Origin of the sequence: Streptomyces sp. C1-1 (genome assembly GCF_050214755.1) — a bacterium.
In the GTDB taxonomy this organism is placed as follows: domain Bacteria; phylum Actinomycetota; class Actinomycetes; order Streptomycetales; family Streptomycetaceae; genus Streptomyces.
On sequence record NZ_CP189826.1, the window covers coordinates 9024601 to 9041508 of the forward strand.

General features: G+C 73.7%; 19 protein-coding genes. 12 read left to right on the forward strand and 7 right to left on the reverse strand.

Translation table 11 applies throughout. The features are described 5' to 3' along the window. Positions 1-64: 64 nt before the first annotated feature. Genes ACQF4J_RS41015 through ACQF4J_RS41025 form a run of 3 tightly spaced genes read left to right on the forward strand, consistent with a single transcriptional unit; the run spans position 65 to position 2169 of the window. Positions 65-190 carry a hypothetical protein gene (locus ACQF4J_RS41015; RefSeq protein ID WP_351580519.1) on the forward strand — a complete coding sequence of 42 codons (126 nt, stop codon included), beginning with the start codon at positions 65-67 and terminating at the stop codon, positions 188-190. 50 nt (positions 191-240) lie between these two features. Next, on the forward strand, positions 241-1242 hold the full coding sequence (gene argF, locus ACQF4J_RS41020; protein ID WP_351580521.1) for an ornithine carbamoyltransferase: 1002 nt from the start codon (positions 241-243) through the stop codon (positions 1240-1242). A gap of 3 nt (positions 1243-1245) precedes the next feature. Next, positions 1246-2169: a carbamate kinase gene (locus tag ACQF4J_RS41025; protein WP_351802861.1), complete on the forward strand. Its 924-nt coding sequence runs from the start codon at positions 1246-1248 to the stop codon at positions 2167-2169. A 185-nt stretch (positions 2170-2354) separates the two neighbouring features. Here ACQF4J_RS41025 and ACQF4J_RS41030 read toward each other — a convergent pair whose 3' ends face one another. Then, a complete protein-coding gene (locus ACQF4J_RS41030; protein WP_351580527.1) occupies positions 2355-2930 on the reverse strand; it encodes an Rv1733c family protein in 576 nt (191 codons plus the stop codon). A 202-nt stretch (positions 2931-3132) separates the two neighbouring features. Beyond that, the gene (locus ACQF4J_RS41035) at positions 3133-3522 is read right to left on the reverse strand and encodes an STAS domain-containing protein (RefSeq protein WP_351580535.1); all 390 of its coding nucleotides are present in this window, start codon (positions 3520-3522) and stop codon (positions 3133-3135) included. A gap of 248 nt (positions 3523-3770) precedes the next feature. On the opposite strand from ACQF4J_RS41035, the gene ACQF4J_RS41040 reads away from it, so the two are divergent. The 6 genes from ACQF4J_RS41040 (at position 3771) to ACQF4J_RS41065 (ending at position 9062) form a co-directional block, all read left to right on the forward strand. Then, complete coding sequence (locus ACQF4J_RS41040) at positions 3771-4841, forward strand: zinc-dependent alcohol dehydrogenase family protein (protein ID WP_351580538.1); 1071 nt, start codon at positions 3771-3773, stop codon at positions 4839-4841. Between the two features lie 29 nt (positions 4842-4870). Further along, positions 4871-5545 (forward strand): helix-turn-helix domain-containing protein, encoded by a 675-nt coding sequence (locus tag ACQF4J_RS41045; protein ID WP_427168075.1) that lies wholly within the window; start codon positions 4871-4873, stop codon positions 5543-5545. 127 nt (positions 5546-5672) lie between these two features. Beyond that, on the forward strand, positions 5673-6119 hold the full coding sequence (locus tag ACQF4J_RS41050) for a pyridoxamine 5'-phosphate oxidase family protein (protein ID WP_351580592.1): 447 nt from the start codon (positions 5673-5675) through the stop codon (positions 6117-6119). A gap of 258 nt (positions 6120-6377) precedes the next feature. Further along, positions 6378-7232: a universal stress protein gene (locus tag ACQF4J_RS41055; protein WP_351580544.1), complete on the forward strand. Its 855-nt coding sequence runs from the start codon at positions 6378-6380 to the stop codon at positions 7230-7232. A gap of 157 nt (positions 7233-7389) precedes the next feature. Further along, positions 7390-8010, forward strand: a complete 621-nt coding sequence (locus ACQF4J_RS41060; protein ID WP_351580595.1) for a hypothetical protein — start codon at positions 7390-7392, stop codon at positions 8008-8010. A 176-nt stretch (positions 8011-8186) separates the two neighbouring features. Then, the gene (locus ACQF4J_RS41065) at positions 8187-9062 is read left to right on the forward strand and encodes a universal stress protein (RefSeq protein ID WP_351580547.1); all 876 of its coding nucleotides are present in this window, start codon (positions 8187-8189) and stop codon (positions 9060-9062) included. 43 nt (positions 9063-9105) lie between these two features. Here the strand turns inward: ACQF4J_RS41065 and ACQF4J_RS41070 are convergent, their stop codons facing one another. From ACQF4J_RS41070 to ACQF4J_RS41080, 3 genes are all read right to left on the reverse strand, one after another. Next, positions 9106-9558 (reverse strand): pyridoxamine 5'-phosphate oxidase family protein, encoded by a 453-nt coding sequence (locus ACQF4J_RS41070; protein ID WP_351580550.1) that lies wholly within the window; start codon positions 9556-9558, stop codon positions 9106-9108. A 172-nt stretch (positions 9559-9730) separates the two neighbouring features. Then, a complete protein-coding gene (locus ACQF4J_RS41075; RefSeq protein ID WP_351580553.1) occupies positions 9731-10333 on the reverse strand; it encodes a CBS domain-containing protein in 603 nt (200 codons plus the stop codon). 61 nt (positions 10334-10394) lie between these two features. After that, positions 10395-10793 (reverse strand): hypothetical protein, encoded by a 399-nt coding sequence (locus ACQF4J_RS41080; RefSeq protein ID WP_351580556.1) that lies wholly within the window; start codon positions 10791-10793, stop codon positions 10395-10397. A gap of 291 nt (positions 10794-11084) precedes the next feature. Here ACQF4J_RS41080 and ACQF4J_RS41085 point away from each other — a divergent pair, with 291 nt between their 5' ends. The 3 genes from ACQF4J_RS41085 (at position 11085) to ACQF4J_RS41095 (ending at position 14777) form a co-directional block, all read left to right on the forward strand. Continuing rightward, positions 11085-11777: a response regulator gene (locus ACQF4J_RS41085; RefSeq protein WP_142149240.1), complete on the forward strand. Its 693-nt coding sequence runs from the start codon at positions 11085-11087 to the stop codon at positions 11775-11777. A gap of 123 nt (positions 11778-11900) precedes the next feature. Next, on the forward strand, positions 11901-12929 hold the full coding sequence (gene gap, locus ACQF4J_RS41090) for a type I glyceraldehyde-3-phosphate dehydrogenase (RefSeq protein WP_351580559.1): 1029 nt from the start codon (positions 11901-11903) through the stop codon (positions 12927-12929). A 153-nt stretch (positions 12930-13082) separates the two neighbouring features. Beyond that, complete coding sequence (locus tag ACQF4J_RS41095) at positions 13083-14777, forward strand: GAF domain-containing protein (RefSeq protein ID WP_427168679.1); 1695 nt, start codon at positions 13083-13085, stop codon at positions 14775-14777. Between the two features lie 24 nt (positions 14778-14801). Here ACQF4J_RS41095 and ACQF4J_RS41100 read toward each other — a convergent pair whose 3' ends face one another. Together ACQF4J_RS41100 and ACQF4J_RS41105 are read right to left on the reverse strand one after the other, a co-directional pair. Further along, positions 14802-16175: an ATP-binding protein gene (locus ACQF4J_RS41100; RefSeq protein WP_427168076.1), complete on the reverse strand. Its 1374-nt coding sequence runs from the start codon at positions 16173-16175 to the stop codon at positions 14802-14804. Then, the gene (locus ACQF4J_RS41105) at positions 16172-16843 is read right to left on the reverse strand and encodes a response regulator transcription factor (protein ID WP_351580568.1); all 672 of its coding nucleotides are present in this window, start codon (positions 16841-16843) and stop codon (positions 16172-16174) included. The genes ACQF4J_RS41100 and ACQF4J_RS41105 overlap by 4 nt, the downstream gene beginning before the upstream one ends. Between the last annotated feature and the right edge of the window lie 65 nt (positions 16844-16908).

Sequence of the window (16908 nt, forward strand, 5' to 3'; positions counted from 1 at the left end):
CGCCCCGGACTCGAACGGCGCCCGCGTCCACTGCTGCGCGGACCTGCCGGCCCAGACCCTCGACGTGCCCGAGGCCCGCGACCGGCTGCTGGACCGGGTCGTCACCCCCGCAAGCGTGGGAACGGCCCTCGTCGAGACACCGTCGCAGGTGCCGGACTCGGGCGCGGGCGCGGCGGACCGCGCCGCATGAGCCGCCTCATCGATCGCGACCCGGCCCGCTGACCGGCAAGGAGACCTTCCATGAACGTCGACCTGCGAGGCCGCTCCTTCCTCAGCGAACTCGACTTCGCTCCGGCCGAGGTGCACCATCTGCTCGACCTCGCCGCCGAGTTGAAGAAGGACAGGCGCGCCGGCACCGAGTGGCCCCGGCTCGCCGGCCGTCACCTCGCGCTGATCTTCGAGAAGACCTCCACCCGCACCCGCTGCGCCTTCGAGGTGGCCGCCGCCGACCAGGGCGCCGCCACCACCTGTCTCGGCCCCGGCGACACCCACCTCGGCGGCAAGGAGTCCGTCGCCGACACCGCCCATGTGCTCGGCCGGATGTTCGACGGCATCGAGTACCGCGGCTCCGACCAGTCGACCGTCACCGAACTCGCCGCCCACGCCGGCGTACCCGTCTACAACGGGCTGACCGACACCGCGCACCCCACCCAGAGCCTGTGCGACATGCTCACCATGCGCGAGCACAGCCCGAAGCCGCTCACCGACATCAGCTACTGCTACCTCGGCGACGGCCGCAACAACATGGCCAACTCCCTGCTGTCGATGGGCTCCCTGCTCGGCATGGACGTGCGGATCGCCGCTCCCGCCGCGCTGTGGCCCGACCGTGGCCTGGTCGCCGACTGCCGCTGGTTCGGCCAGCGCACCGGTGCGCGGATCACGGTCACCGAGGACGTCGAGACCGCCGTACGCGGAGCCGACTTCCTGCACACCGACGTCTGGGTCTCCATGGGCGAACCCGCCGACACCTGGCGCGAGCGCATCGACCTGCTGCTGCCCTACCAGGTCACCGGCCGGACCCTCGCGGCCACCGGCAACCCGGACGTGCTGTTCATGCACTGCCTGCCCGCGCTGCACGACCACCGCACCCGGCTGGGCCGCCAACTCCTCGACACCTACGGCCTCGACGGCCTGGAGGTCACCGACGAGGTCTTCTCCTCGCCCGCCTCGATCGTCTTCGACCAGGCGGAGAACCGGCTCCACACCATCAAGGCCGTGCTCGTCGCCACCCTGGAGGACTGAACCATGCGTATCGTCGTCGCCCTCGGCGGGAACGCCCTGCTGCACCGGGGCGAACGCCCCGACGCGCGGATCCAGACCGCCAACGTCGTCCGGGTGGCCACCGCTCTGGCCGCGCTCGCCCAGGAGAACGAGCTGGTGATCACCCACGGCAACGGCCCGCAGATCGGCCTGCTGGCGCTGGAGAGCGCCACGGACCCCTCGCTGACCGCCCCCTACCCGCTCGACGTGCTGGGCGCCCAGACCCAGGGCATGATCGGGTCCCTGCTGGTGCGGGCCCTGCACGACGCGCTGCCCGGCCGGAAGATCGCCGCACTCGTCACCCACACCTACGTACGCGCCGACGACCCGGCCTTCGACACTCCGACCAAGTTCGTCGGCCAGGTGTACCCGCGGGCGCGGGCCCAGGCGCTGGCGCGTGAACGGGGCTGGAGCGTGGCCCGGGACACCGACGGCTGGCGCCGGGTCGTTCCCTCGCCGTCACCCGAGTCCTTCGTGGAGACCGAGACGATCCACGACCTGCTCGCCGCCGACACCCTCGTCGTCTGCGCCGGCGGCGGGGGCGTCCCCGTCGTCGCCGACCCGGACTGTGGCGGGCTGACCGGGGTGGAGGCCGTCGTCGACAAGGACCTCGCCGCCGCCCTGCTCGCCCAGGACCTCAAGGCCGACTTCCTGCTGATCCTCACCGACGTCCCGTGCGTGTACGCCGGCTTCGGCACCCCCGACCAGCGGCCCGTACTCGACGCCACCCCCATCGAGCTGCGCCGCGGCGGCTTCCCCGCCGGGTCCATGGGCCCCAAGGCCGAGGCCGCCGCCCGTTTCGTCGCCCGCACCGGCGGCCTGGCCGCCATCGGGGCCCTGGACGCCGCCTACGAAATCGTCCACGGCCGCTCCGGCACCCTGGTCCGCCCTGACCTCACGGTGGGCTGACGGGCGGCGCCGGGTGTGCCCGTGGGCGTCGGGGCGGGGACTCGGCCTCGGCGGCCGTGTCCGGGTATGAGGAAACCCGTGCACCGGTGTGGTGCACGGGCTCCGCGGCCGCCGGCCGAGTCCCGCCCTGTCGAGCTCGGCGGTGCCGCGTGGAGATGGTCCTCAGCCGCCCCGGGGAAGGGTGCTCACCCGGTCTTGTGCCCCCAGCGCGGTCCGACCATGGCCCATTCGGTGTCCCACCCGTCGAGGCGCCGCCGGTCCAGCCGCCAGCGGACCACGGCCCCGGCGGCGAACACGACGCCGGCGGTCGCCAGCGAGGCCGCCGTACCCAGCAGACCGGCCTCGAACCCCGCCTCCACGCGGCCGGGCGGCTGGGAGGTGAGCCGGTCCTGTGCGTCCAGCCAGACCAGGACCCGGGCGCCGGCCTTCTGCCCGGCACTCACCAGGGCCCGGCCGGTGTGGGCCGTGCCGTCGGAGGCGGTCCAGCGGACGTTCGCCGATATCCGTTCCGCCGTGTCCCCGCTCGACGAGGCACTGGGCAGATCGGTGAGGAGGACGGCCCGGACGGAGTGCCGTTCGGCGCGCTGCCGGGCGAGCACGTCGTCGGCCGCGTGCGCGGTGACCAGACCGGCGATCGCGCCGCCGACGGCGACGACCACCCACATGGCGAGGACGACCCAGGCCTCGACGATGTCGTCGTGCCGGCGCAGCGGGTTGTTCCGCCACCGCCACAGCCGCTTCTTCACGGGCTTGCCGCTCATCGGTCCGCACCTCCCTCTCGTGGTCACGGACAAGACGGTGGCACCGGGAAAGGCGTGCCGGGATGGGCCGACCAGGCGCTTTCGGGGGACCATCCGGGACCTGCTGCCCGACGCCCTTGGGCCGTTCAGCCCCCCTGCCGCGCCTCGGCCCGCGAGCAGGCGACCACCACCGTGCCGCTGTCCACCGCCCGACGGCCGGCGATCAGCCCGTCGCACCGGCCAGGTTCCCGGGGTCCGCCGCGGGTGCCAGGGCCTCGCAGAGCCGGGTGTCGAGTTCGAAGACGCCCGCCAGGCCCGCCGGGGGCAGCAGCCGCCGGAAGCCGGGGCTGTCCGTGACCAGCCGCAGCCGGCCCTCCTGTGCCACGACACGGTTGCGTGCCCGGCACAGCATCCCCAGTCCGGAGCAGTCGATGAACGACACGTCGCGCAGGTCCACGACCAGGTCGGGACGTCGACCCGCGGTCAGCTCGTCCAGCCGGGCCGAAAGGGACGGCACCGTGAGCAGGTCGATCTCCCCGCGCAGCGCCACGACGGTGCGGCCGGCGACGACGCGCACCGTCGGCGGTGGGGGTTCGGAGTGCATTTCGGCCATGGGAAAAGGCAAGCGGGCAGGCCAGGGCGGCGGGTAGGGCCGTTCGGGCCAGCCGGTTCCACGCGAGGTGGGCCGTACGGGCACGGCCGCCGCCAAGGACCCGTCCGGCGTGACCCTGGGGGCCGACCGGCCCAAGCGCCCGCCCGGGACGGCCGGACAAGCTGGACCTGCGGGGCAATCCCGGCGCCGCACCGGCTCGCGGCCCTCCCGGACCACGGGAGCGACAGGCCGAGGAGGGAAGGATCGCCATGAAGGGCTTCGTCTACCACGGACCCGGCAAGTCCTCCTGGCAGGACGTCCCGGACCCGGGCGTCCAGGAACCCACCGACGCCGTCGTCCGCGTCGACGCCGTCACCATCTGCGGTACCGACCTGCACATCCTCAAGGGCGACGTCCCCGAGGTCCGCCCCGGCACCGTGCTCGGCCACGAGGCGGTCGGCGAGATCGTGGAGACCGGCACCGACGTGCGCACCGTACGCCCCGGCGACCGGGTGCTGGTGTCCTGCATCACCGCCTGCGGCCGCTGCGCCTACTGCCGGCAGGGCATGTACGGCCAGTGCCGGGGCGGCGGAGGCTGGGCCCTCGGCCACCTGATCGACGGCACCCAGGCGGAATACGTCCGTGTGCCGCACGCCGACCTGTCCGTGCACGCCCTGCCCAGCACCCTGGACGCCAAGGAGGCGGTCCTCCTCGCGGACATCTTCCCGACCGCCTACGAGGTCGGCGTCCTCAACGGGCGCGTCCGACCCGGTGACACCGTCGCCGTCGTCGGCGCCGGACCCGTCGGGCTGGCCGCCATCGCCACCGCCCGGCTCTTCAGCCCGGAACGGATCGTCGCCGTCGACCTGGCCGCCGCCCGCCTGGACGCCGCCAAGGGGCTGGGCGCCGACGCCGTGGCCGACGCCCGCGAGGACCCCGAGCAGCTGGTCGCCGACCTGACCGACGGACTCGGCGCCGACGTCGTCATCGAGGCGGTCGGCACCCCGGAGACGTTCGAGATGTGCACCCGGATGGTGCGCCCCGGTGGGCACGTCGCCAACGTCGGCGTGCACGGCGCCCCCGCGACCCTGCACCTCGAGGACCTGTGGATCAAGAACGTGACCATCACCACCGGCCTGGTCGACACCAGCTCCACGCCGACCCTGCTGCGCATGGCGGCCGCCGGCCGACTGCCCGCCGGGGCCCTGGTCACCCACACCTTCCCGCTGAACGCCATGGAGGAGGCGTACGACGTCTTCGCCCGCGCCGCCGACACCGGCGCCCTGAAGGTGGTGCTCGGCGAGGAGACACACGAGGCCGTCGCCGTCCGGACGACGTGACCGGACCCGACCGGAGGGAGTGACGGGCCATGACCGCACCGACCCCGTCGAACGCGCACGACGCCACGGCCCCGGGCGATCTCGGACGCCGACTCGCCCGGCGACGCGAAGACCTCGGCCTCACCCGTGAGGAGACGGCCGCCCGCGCCGGCATGGCCCTCGGCTACCTCCAGTACCTGGAGGAACAGCCGACCGCCGCCCCCGGCACCAGCACGCTGCTCAGGCTCGCCGGGGCGCTGCGCACCTCCCTCACCGAACTGACCGGCGGAGAGATGGAGGTGCCGCCCGGTCCCGGGCGGTCGGCCCGCCAGGCCGAGCTGACCGAGCTCACCCCGCAGCAGTGCCGCGCCCTGCTGGCGACCCACGGCGTCGGCCGCATCGCGGTGCCCACCGTCGAAGGACCTCTCGTCGTCCCCGTCAACTACAGCGTGGTCGACGGCGCGATCGTCTTCCGCACGGCCCCCGGCACCCTGCCGGCCCAGGCCGCCGGCTGCCGCGTCGCGTTCGAGGTGGACCGCATCGACGACGTGTTCAGCCAGGGCTGGAGCGTGCTGGTACGCGGCCTGGCGCGGATCGTGACCGACCCCGCGGCCGTACGCCGGCTGACCGAGCAGGCGCGTGGTGAACCCTGGGCCGGCGGGCGGCGGGACACCTGGGTGCGCATCGAGCCGCTCGCCCTCACCGGACGCCGGATCACCGCCTGAAAGGTCCCTTGGCCGACCTGTTCGGGACCGATGGCCCTTAGCCCGCGGTCCCGCCGTGCCAACCATGGAGAGACACATCCCACCGCCCAGTCCGGGCGGCGGGCCACGGGCCGAAAGCGACTGGCTGATGTATCCCAATGACGGATTCCGCGAACTCGAACGGCAGGAGTGCCTGCGTCTGCTGGCGAAGGCGCCCGTCGGCCGCATCGTGCACACGCGTCAGGCCCTGCCCGCGGTGCTCCCGGTCAATTTCTCCCTGGACACCGACGGCGCGGTGCTGCTGCGCACCTCCGCCACCTCGGAACTGGTCCGCGCGATCGACGGCGCGGTGGTGGCCTTCGAGGCCGACGAGGTCGACGCCGACGCCCACGCCGGCTGGAGCGTCGTGGTCACCGGCCACGCCGCGATGGTCACCGACCCGGCCGAGCAGGAGCGCCTGGTCCGCACCGGCCCCCGCTCCTGGGCGCCCTCCCCGAGGGAGGTCTTCGTGCGCATCGAGCCCGAGCTGGTGACCGGACGCGAACTGATCGCCGGACGCAGCCTGTACGGGGTCGATCTGCAGGCCCCCCGCTGAGCGAACGGGACGGCCCCCTGCCGCAGGACCGCACGGGACGGCCCCCTGCCGCAGGGACCGCACGGCCCTACGGCAGGGGGCCGTCCGGCATCCCCGCCGGGTTCGCGCGGTCCCTGCCCCCGGCGCGCGCACCGCACGACCATCGAGGTGATGGCCGTAGCGGGATCCCGCGAGAGCCCTACGACGGCGCACGCGCCCCGGTCCCGGCGGCTCCTTCCCGCCGCACGGGAAGAGCACGGCACAGAAGGGAAACGGGACATGACTCTCCAGCACGTCGTCGTCGGAGTCGACGGAACACTGGTCGCCGTACGCGCCCTGGACCGGGCCGCGGACGAGGCCGCACGGCGCGACGCCGAACTGCGCGTCGTCTACGCCGTGCCCGACCGGGACGAGGCCGCGCCGATCCTGGCGTCCGCCGTGGCCCGCGTCCACGCCCGGCGCCCCGGCCTGCGGGTGACGACCGAGGTCGTCCAGGGCAACGCCGTGCGCGCGCTGACCGACGCGAGCGAGGGCGCCGCCCTTACCGTCGTCGGCACCCGCGGGTTCGGCGGGGTCACCGGCACCCTGTTCGGCTCGGTGAGCCTGCGGCTGGCCGCGCAGGTGCACGGCCCGCTGATGGTCGTGCGCGGGGACCACCTCGTCGACCACGCCGCCGAACCGTTCGACGCCGGCCGGCACGTCCTGCTCGGCCTGCAGGGCGACAGCGACGCGGACGTGGCCGGCTACGCCTTCGAGGAGGCCGAGCGGCGCGGTGTGTGGCTGCACGTGCTGCACTCCTTCAACCACCGGCACGTCGCCCCCGAACTGCCCTCGCTGATCCCCGCGACCAGCCCTGGCCAGCAGCGCCTGGCCCAGCACGACCGGGCGGAGGAGGCCGTACCGCGCTTCAGCCTCGCCCGGCTGCAGGAACGGCACCCCCGGGTGGGCGTCGACGCCCGCACGGTACGCGGCGGGCCGGCCCACGCGTTGCTGGAGGCCACCGCGGACGCGTCCGTCGTGGTGATCGGAGCGCACCGCCGCACGGGCCGTGTCGGCCCGCACCTGGGGACGGTCGCGCACACCCTGCTGCACCACTCCCACTGCCCCGTCGTGCTGGTGCCGACCCAGGCGTGACGGCCCCCGCCGTCGGGATCCAAGTGGTCCCGGCGGCGGGGACGTTCGGACCGGCGGCCGGGCCCTGCAGCCCATGCGACGACCGTCGCGAGAGCGGGACATTTGAAAACGTGACGAGGGCTTGGAAGCCCCCGTGAGACTCGAGGGGATGAAGATCATGGCAGTGCACGACCACCCGCAGCGTCACCAGGGATTCCACTTCCCGTCCCTGCGCCGGACCGGAACGGCCCCCCGCACCACGGACACCACGACGGCGGCGGCCGTGACCGGCGCGCACGTCCTCGCCGGGCTGCGCCTGCTGACCGGGTTCGTCTTCCTGTGGGCGTTCCTGGACAAGACATTCGGCTTCGGCTACGCGACCCCGTCCGGCAAGGGCTGGATCGACGGCGGTTCGCCCACCAAGGGCTTCCTGAGCTCGGTCGCGGCCGGACCCATGGAGTCGACGTTCCACGACTGGGCCGGGGCAGGCTGGGCCGACTGGCTGTTCATGCTCGGTCTGCTGGGCATCGGCCTCGGGCTCCTCTCCGGCGTCGCGCTGCGCCTCACGGCCGTCGCGGGCACCGCGATGATGGCGCTGATGTGGATCGCCGAATGGCCGCCGGCCAAGCACCTCTCCGACGGATCGGCCAGCATGTCGACCAACCCGTTCGTCGACTACCACGTCATCTACGCCGTCGTGATGATCGCCCTGGCGGTCGTGGGCGCCGGCGCCACCTGGGGGCTGGGCAGGCTGTGGGCACGGCTGCCCTTCGTCAGCCGTAACCGCTGGCTGCTCTGACCGCTCGGTGCACACCGGGTCGTGGGCGCCGCCGCCGAGGGGATCCGATTCCCCCGGCGGCGGCGCCCTTTCGCGTGCGGCAGGCCGGGACCGATCGGTACCGGACAGGGACTTGTGGACCTTCCCGCCGCGGGCCGCCGCCGACGACAGTGGTCGTGACAAGAAGGAGGCTGCACATGTCCCGAACCCTCACCGTCGGCCTGGACGGCTCGCCCGAAAGCCTCGCGGCCGCCGAATGGGCCGCGCGGGAAGCCCTGTTGTGGCCGGCCGCGCTGCGCGCCGTGTACGCCGGGGACCAACAGCCCTCCGCCTACCGGCCGTTCGCCGGTGAGGCCGTGCCGTCGCCCGGCGAGGACCGGGCCGGACGCATGCTGCGCGAGGTTCGCGCCGCGCTGACCCACCGTCACCCGGGCCTGGACCTCACCACGGCACGGCTCGACGGGCGCCCCGCCTCGGCCCTGCTGGAGGCGGCCCGCGACGCCGACCTGCTGGTGCTCGGCTCCCGCGGACTGGGCCGGGCCGCCGGCCATCTGCTCGGCTCGGTCGCCTCGGCCGTACTGGACCGGGCGGAACGGCCCGTGGTGCTCGTACGCGCCGACGACGGCACGTCGGACGAGCAGCCGGCGCAGGACCACGCGGGCGCCGTGGACGGGGACGTGGTGCTCGGCCTGGAACTGCACGACCACGCCGACGACGCCCTCCTCGCCTTCGCCTTCGAGGCCGCCGCACGGCGCGCGGCCGCCCTGCGGATCGTCCACGGCTGGCGGCTTCCGGCCTACCCCGACGTGCTGTCCGCGGGCACGGACGAGCGGGAGGTCCTGGACGCGCTGCTGCGGCCGTGGCGGGAGAAGTACCCCACGGTCGGGGTGGCCGGCGAGGCGGTCGTCGGAGGGGCCGGGCCGCACCTCGTGGACGCCTCGCGGAACGCGGCCCTGGTCGTCGTCGGCCGCCGCAACCGCCGTACCTCGACGGTCGGTTCACCGATCGGGCCCGTGACGCAGGAGGTGGTCCGGCACGCGGTGGCCCCGGTGGCGGTCGTACCGCACGACTGACCGCGGACCGCGGACCGCGGACCGCGGCCCCCGCCGCGCCGGCTCAGGCGTCGGTGGGGGCCAGGCGGATCCCGGTCACCAGATCGGGGCGGATACGCACCGCGTAGTCCATCGCGCGGCCGACCCAGGGACGCAGCAGCTCCTGGTAGCGGGCCAGCTGCTGCGGATCGGTGACCAGATGGGCGTAGCCCGTCACCACCACGCTCCAGCCCAGGTGCGTGTCCGGGTCGATGACGTCGGCCTCGTACGCGACGACCACGCCCTGCCCGTCGGCCTGCCGGGTGCGGGAGGTCAGGGCCGCGCGCTCGTGGGTGCGGATGACGATGTCGCCGTCGTCGAGGACGTGGTTGACGGGGCGGACCGTCGGCAGCGCGTGCTGTGTGAAGACGATCCGGCCGTACGAGACGCTGCCCAGCAGCCGCAGGGCCTCCGCACTGTCGAGCGCGATGCTCTGGCGGGGTTCCGTGGGAACCGGCTGGGCTTGGTCCAGGGCCATGGGCGGATTCCGTAGATTCTCGTGGTTCAGTCGGTCGGTCGTCCCTCGCCGCATGGCGCGGCTGTGGCCGATCGCGTCATGGAAGCCGGTAGCGGACATCGCCCGCTAGGGCCGTTCGGGCCCTGTCCAGGCCCCGGTGGACCCTTCCACCGCCGCCGGCCACCCGCGGGCGTCAGCCCTCGCGCACACCGGTGTCGTCCACCTCGTAGGTGAGGCCGTTGACGACTCCGACGACCCCCTCGATCTTCCACGCCGAGCGGACGGCCGGCGCTATCTCGCAGCTCCGGGGCACCCGGCCGGTCAGCGTGACCATGCCGTCCCGGACGGTGACGCCGACGGCCTCGGGCGGCAGTCCCAGCACGCCGACCACGATCCCGTCGACGACCTCGCGGCGGATCGTGGCGTCGGTGCGCGCGAAGACCCGCAGCAGATCGCGTCGGGTGGCGATGCCGATCAGCCGGTCCTCCTCGTCGACCACGGGCAGCCGCTCGATACCGTGCCGCTCCATCACCCGCGCGGCGTCCGAGACGGCCTGCTCCGGGTGGACGGTGACCGCGGGAGTGGACATCAGGTCCCCGGCGGTGAGGGTGCCGGTCCCCGCGCGCGCCAGATCGGTGCCCGACACCACGCCGAGGACCTTGTCGTCGTGGTCGACGACCGGCAGCCCGCTGATGCGGTGCCGGTCCAGCAGCCCGACCAGCTCCCGGAACGGCGTTGTGCGGTGGGCGAGTACGACCTCACTGGTCATCACCTCGCCGATGATGTGCGGTTCCACGGCGCCTGCCTCCTGGTTCCGGCGGGTGGCGGGCAGGGTGGTCCTGCCCGCCCTTGACGTCCTAGCCCTGTCGCTCCTGGCCGGGGCCGCCCCGCCACGGCGGCGGGGTGGCCGTGCGCCGCGCGGTCTCCCCGCGGTCGGCGAGCCGGTCCAGCCGGGTGCGCAGGCGGTCCTGCAGCCGGTCGGCTAGTTCATGGGCGCTCGCCTCGCTCGCGTGGACGACGAGCAGCTCGCCGCCCACCCGGATCTCGGCGCCCGCGGACCAGGGCTGTTCGACATGGTGGGCGGCCGCCCTGGCGACCCGCACCTCTCCGTCGACTGCGGGCAGGCCCGGCCGGTCGAGCGCCGCGGCCACCTTGGTCCGGACGTAGGCCAGAGCCGCCTCGTCCACATCGCCCTCGGCCCGTACCCGCACGGCGAAGGCAGTGGCGGCCTCGGTGCCGATGTCCCTGGGAGTCATGTGCTCCACCCCTTTGATCGTCTGTGAGCAGTTCCAGACTCCCCCGGGCGTCCGCCGCGCCCCAGGGGCCGCCCGGCCCAGGAACGGGGCCGGGGGTCCTCGGCGTGGCGGAGGTGCGCGGGCGGTGGTCCCGGGTACCCGCGCGGTACCCGGAAGGGGAGGGAAACAGGGCCGACCGGCCCTGGCCATCGGCCCCTTGGGCGAGAAGGATCTCGAGATGGAACCGGTTCCGCGCCCAGGTGCGCGGGACGCGGTGCGGTGGAAGACGACAGACACGGCGAGGAGCATCTGATGGCGGACAGCCGGCGGCCGGGACCCGACGAACCGATCCGGGTCTTCCTGCTGGACGACCACGAGGTGGTACGACGCGGGGTGCACGACCTGCTCAACGACGAGCCGGACATCTCCGTGGTCGGCGAGGCGGCCACCGCCGAACAGGCCCTGGTCCGCGTCCCCGCGCTCCGTCCCCACGTGGCGGTCCTCGACGTGCGCCTGCCCGACGGCGACGGCGTCAGCGTCTGCCGCGAACTGCGCTCACGCATGCCCGAGTTGAGCTGCCTGATGCTGACCTCGTTCGACGACGAGGAGGCCCTCCTCGACTCGATCATGGCCGGCGCCTCCGGATACGTGCTGAAGCAGATCCAGGGCTCCGACCTGGTGTCGGCCGTGCGCACCGTCGCCTCGGGGCAGTCCCTGCTCGACCCCAGCGCCACCACCCGGCTCATGGCCCGGCTCCGCCACGACCAGCGCCAGGAGGAGGAACCGGACGCGCTGCCCGGGCTGACCGACCGCGAGCGGGAGATCCTCGCGCTGATCGGCGAGGGACTGACCAACCGGCAGATCGGCCAGCGGCTGTTCCTCGCCGAGAAGACGGTGAAGAACCACATCTCCCGCCTGCTGGCCAAGCTGGGCGTGGAACGGCGCATCCAGGCCGCCGTCATCGCCACCCAGGCCCAGGACCGGCTGCGGCAGCAGGGCCACTGACCCGGCCGACCGGGGTCCGATCGGCCCTCGGCCGCCCCCGTACGGCCCATGCCGGACCCGGCCCGCCTCCCGCAGGCTGGCAGTGCAGCCCGGACACCACCGGGCACCCGAGGAGGGACGGACATGAACGTGCGTGTGGGCATCAACGGCTTCGGCCGCATCGGCCGCAACTACCTGCGCTGCGTGCTGGAGCGCGCCGCGAGCGGCAGCGGCACCGGTATCGAGGTCGTCGCGATCAACGACATCACCTCGCCGGCCACGCTGGCCCACCTGCTGGCCTTCGACTCGACGTACGGCCGCATCGGCCGCGCCGTCGAGCACGACGACACCTCGATCACGGTCGACGGACACCGCATCGCGGTCACCGCCGAGCGCGACCCGGCCGCCCTGGGCTGGGGCGACCTGGGCGTGGACGTCGTCATCGAGTCCACCGGCCGCTTCCGCACCCGTGAGACGGCCGGGGCACACCTGAGGGCGGGAGCGCGCAAGGTGCTGCTGTCCGTACCGGGCAAGGACGTCGACGCGACCGTGGTGATGGGCGTCAACGAGGGGACGTACGACCCCGAGAACCACCACGTGATCTCGAACGCCTCCTGCACCACCAACTGCGTGGCCCCCATGGTCAAGGTCCTCGACGAGCACTTCGGCGTCGTCAAGGGCCTGATGACGACCATCCACGGCTACACCAACGACCAGGTGGTGCTGGACGGACCGCACAAGGACCTGCGCCGCGGCCGCAGCGCCGCCGTCAACATCATCCCGACCTCGACCGGCGCCGCCCGCGCCGTCGGTCTGGTCCTGCCCGAGCTGGCCGGGACCCTGGACGGCATCGCCGTCCGCGTGCCCGTCGAGGACGGCTCACTGACCGACCTGAGCATCATCCTGGAGCGGGCGGTGAGCGCGGAGGAGATCAACGCCGCCTACCGCGAGGCCGCCGACGGACCGCTGAAGGGCATCCTCAGGGTCTCCGACGCGCCGATCGTCTCCCGCGACGTCGTGGGCGACCCGGCCTCCTGCGTCCTGGACGCCCCGCTGACCCAGGCGCACGGCGAACTCGTCAAGGTCTTCGGCTGGTACGACAACGAATGGGGCTACACCAACCGGCTGCTGGACCTCACCGAGCACGTGATCGCCCGGCTGCCGCAGGGCTGACCGGCCCACGGCGGTCCTCCCACGTGAGATCCCGTATCGTCCCCCCGACAAGACCGTTACCGTGGCACCTGAGGCCGAGGCCGGTCGGCAACACGGCACAGGGGATGTGGAGGATCACGGGTGGGACGCTCCGAGGAGCCCGCGGAGGCTCGCATGCGGCTGCCCCAGCTCAGGCTCGACGAGCTGCTGGAGGAACTGCAGGCGCGGCTGGACGCGGCTCGCGGTACCCGCGACCGGGTGCACAGCCTGCTGGAGGCGGTGCTCTCGGTCGGCCGGGAGCTGGAGCTGGAGCAGGTGCTGCGCAGCATCGTGGAGGCCGCGGCGGTGCTGGTCGACGCCGAGTACGCCGCACTGGGCGTCATCGGCCCGGACGGCAAGCGGCTGTCGGCCTTCCACACCGTCGGCGTCGGCCCGGAGGAGATCGCCCGGATCGGCCCCTACCCCGAGGGTCACGGCATCCTCGGGGAGCTGATCCGGCACCCCGAGCCGCTGCGGCTGGCGAAGCTCTCCGAGCACCCTGCCTCCTACGGCTTCCCCGCCCACCACCCGCCGATGAACTCCTTCCTCGGAGTGCCCATCCGGGTGCGCGAGCAGGTCTTCGGCAACCTGTACCTGACCGAGAAGCGTGGCGGGGCGCAGTTCGACGAGGAGGACGAGTCGGTCCTGTCGACGCTGGCCGTGGCGGCCGGCGTCGCGATCGACAACGCCCGTCTGTACGAGGAGTCGCGGCTGCGTGAGCGATGGCTGCAGGCCAACGCCGAGATCACGCACAGCCTGATGTCGGGCGGTCCGAGCAGCGACGTCCTCGGACTGATCGCCGAACGGGCCGGCGAGATCACCGGATCGGCCCTGGCGGCGGTCGCACTGCCCATGGAGGACACCGACTCGCTCGCCGTGGAGTTCGCCTTCGGCCTGGACGCCGACGCCCACCGCGGGCTCGTGCTGCCCATGGACCGCAGCCTGATGGGGCTGGCCTTCTCCGGCGCCGTCCCGGTCACCAGCACCGACGCCGCGCACGACCAGCGGATCTCCCTGGAGCCGCCGCGCTTCGAGGGACTCGGCCCCGCCGTGGCCGTCCCCATCGGCTCGGGAGAGGAGGGGCCGCGAGGCGTCGTCCTGCTGGCCCGCAGGACCGGACGGCCGGCTTACTCGGTCACGGAGATCGAACCCCTGCAGTCGTTCGCCGGGCAGGCCGCCATCGCGATGGAGCTCGCGGAGCGCCGTCGGGACGCGGAGGAGATAGCGGTGCTCAAGGACCGCGACCGGATCGCCCGCGACCTGCACGACCTGGCCATCCAGCGGCTGTTCGCCACCGGTATGACGCTGCAGAGCGCAGGCCGCTTCATCGAGCACGAGGAGGCCGCCGAGCGCGTGGTCCGCGCGGTCGACGACCTGGACGAGACCATCAAGATCATCAGGTCGACGATCTTCGGTCTGCGGGCCCGCGACGGCGGGGCCGGCACCGGACTGCGCGCCCGCGTCGTCCGGGCGGTGGGCGAGGCCAGCCCGGTCCTCGGCTTCGCGCCCAGCGTGCGGATGGAGGGCCTGGTCGACACGGACGTGCCCCAGGAGATCGCCGACCATGTGATCGCCGTGCTCTCCGAGGCGCTGACCAACATCGCCCGGCACTCCGGCGCGCAGCGCGCGGACGTGGCTTTGGAGACCGATGGCCGCGAGGTGCGGCTGACCGTCGCCGACAACGGCAGGGGCATCCCCGACGGCGGACGCCGCAGCGGGCTGCGCAACATGGCCGAACGGGCCGAACAGCTCGGCGGCTCGCTGCGGGTGGACTGTCCCGAGGGCGGCGGTACGACGCTGGTGTGGCTGGTGCCCGTGGGGGAGCGGTGACCCGGGCCTGAGGCCCGGCAGGGGTCAGCAGGGCACGTCGAGGCCGACCGCGCCCCCGTGGGGGGTGTTCTCGGCGTGCGCGGTGCCGCCGTGGGCGGCGGCCACGCCCCGCACGAAGGCCAGCCCCAGCCCGGACCCCTCGCCGGTGCGGCTGGCCTCGGCCCGGGTGAAGCGGTCGAACGCCCTGGGCAGGAACTCCGGCGGAAAGCCCGGTCCTTCGTCCGTGACGCACAGCCGCAGCCGGTGCCGGCGGACGGCGGCCGTGACGCGGACCGTCCCGCGGCCGTGGCGCAGGGCGTTGTCGACCAGGTTGCCGATGGCCGGAGGCAGCCAGCGGGTGTCGACCTCGACGTCCACGTCGGCGACCTCGACCGTGAGGCGGCGCGCCGACCGTTCCGCGGTGCGCCGGTGCGGGGCCACCGCGCCGTCGACGAGGTCGGCCAGCCGGACGCGGGTGCGGGTGACATGCGCGGTGCCGCCGAGCTCCTCCAGGTCGAGGAGCGCGTTGGAGAGGTCGATCAGGCGCTGCACCTCGGTGTCCACCGAGCGCAGGGTGTCGGTGAGTTCCCCGGCCGAGCGGGGGCGGTGCAGGGCCACGTCGAGTTCGGCCCGCAGCAGGGACAGCGGCGTACGCAGCTCGTGGCTGGCGTCCGCGACGAACCGGCGCTCGCGTTCCGCCGACGCCTGTAGGCGGTCGAGCATGTGGTTGAGGGTGTGGCCGAGCCGGGTGATCTCGTCGTCGCGGTCGACGGGCACGTCCAGGCGCAGGTTCTGGGCGCCCTCGGCCAGGGTGGCGGCTCCGCCGCGGTAGCGCTCCACCGGGCGCAGGGCGGCCCGCGCGGTGCGGTAGCCGACGTAGGAGGCCGCGATGAGGGTCAGGGCGGAGGCGAGGGCGAGCTGGGCGAGGAGTTCACGCAGTGCCTCGTCACGGTGGCCGCGCCGCACCGCGGCGACCACGATCGAGGTCCGCCCGCCCGCGCTGACGCGCCCGGCCTGCAGCCGCAGCGTGCCGGAGGTGATCGGCAGCAGGGAGCCGACGTCACGCCGGACCGTGGCACCGCGCGTGACCGCGTCGAGTTCGGCGGGGGTGAGCAGGGCCCGGCGGGGCAGCGCGTCGCTGGAGCGCAGCACGCGGCCGTGCGCGTCGAGGATCTGCCGCAGGCTGCCGCTGGGGCCCGGTGGCAGCTCCTCCTCGGCGCGGACCGCCTGGTCGAGGCTGTGCCGATAGGTTGTCAGGTCGTCGTTGAGCTGCTGGTCCAGGGCGGTTCTGACGCGCCAGTAGACCAGCCCGGCGGCCCCGGTCAGGACCAGGGACATGGTGACGGCGACGGCCAGCACCAGACGGGCGACCACGGGCAGCCGGCGCAGCCGTGCACGCGGCCCGCCCGGCGGGGTCACGGCGCGATCTCCAGGCGGTAGCCGCGTCCGCGCAGCGTCGTGATCGTCATACGGCCGAAGGCCCGGTCGACCTTGGCGCGCACCTTGGAGACGTGCACGTCGATGGCGTTGCTGCGCAGGTCGGTCTCACCGTCCCACACCTCGTCGAGCAGCTTCAGCCGGCTCACCACCCGCCCGGCGTTCTCCATCAGCACCCGCAGCACGTCGAACTCCCGCCGGGACAGTTCGAGTTCGCTGTCCGCCCGCCACACGCGCTGCCGCTCCGTGTCGAGGACGAGGTCACCGACCCGCAGGCGGCCGGAACAGTCGGGGCGGCGCCGGGAGATGGCCCGCAGCCGGGCCAGCAACTCCTCCATGGCGAACGGCTTGACCAGGTAGTCGTCCGCGCCCGCGTCCAGTCCGGCCACCCGCTCGTCGATCGCGCCGCGCGCGGTCAGCAGGATCACCGGCACGTCCACGCCCTCCTCGCGCAGCGTCCGGCACACCTGGACCCCGTCCAGGCCGGGCAGCATCACGTCGAGCACCACGGCGTCCACCCGCGGGTCACGGGCGGCGGCCAGCCCGGAGGGGCCGTCGTAGTGGCCCTCGGCGGTGTGACCGGACTCGGTGAAGTAGCGGACGACGAGGTCCGTGAGGCGGCTCTCGTCGTCGACGACCAGGTAGTGCATGCCGGCCAGGCTAATCGGCCCCGGCCCCGGTCAGGCGCGTCGGGCAGCCTTCATGGTCTGTTCAT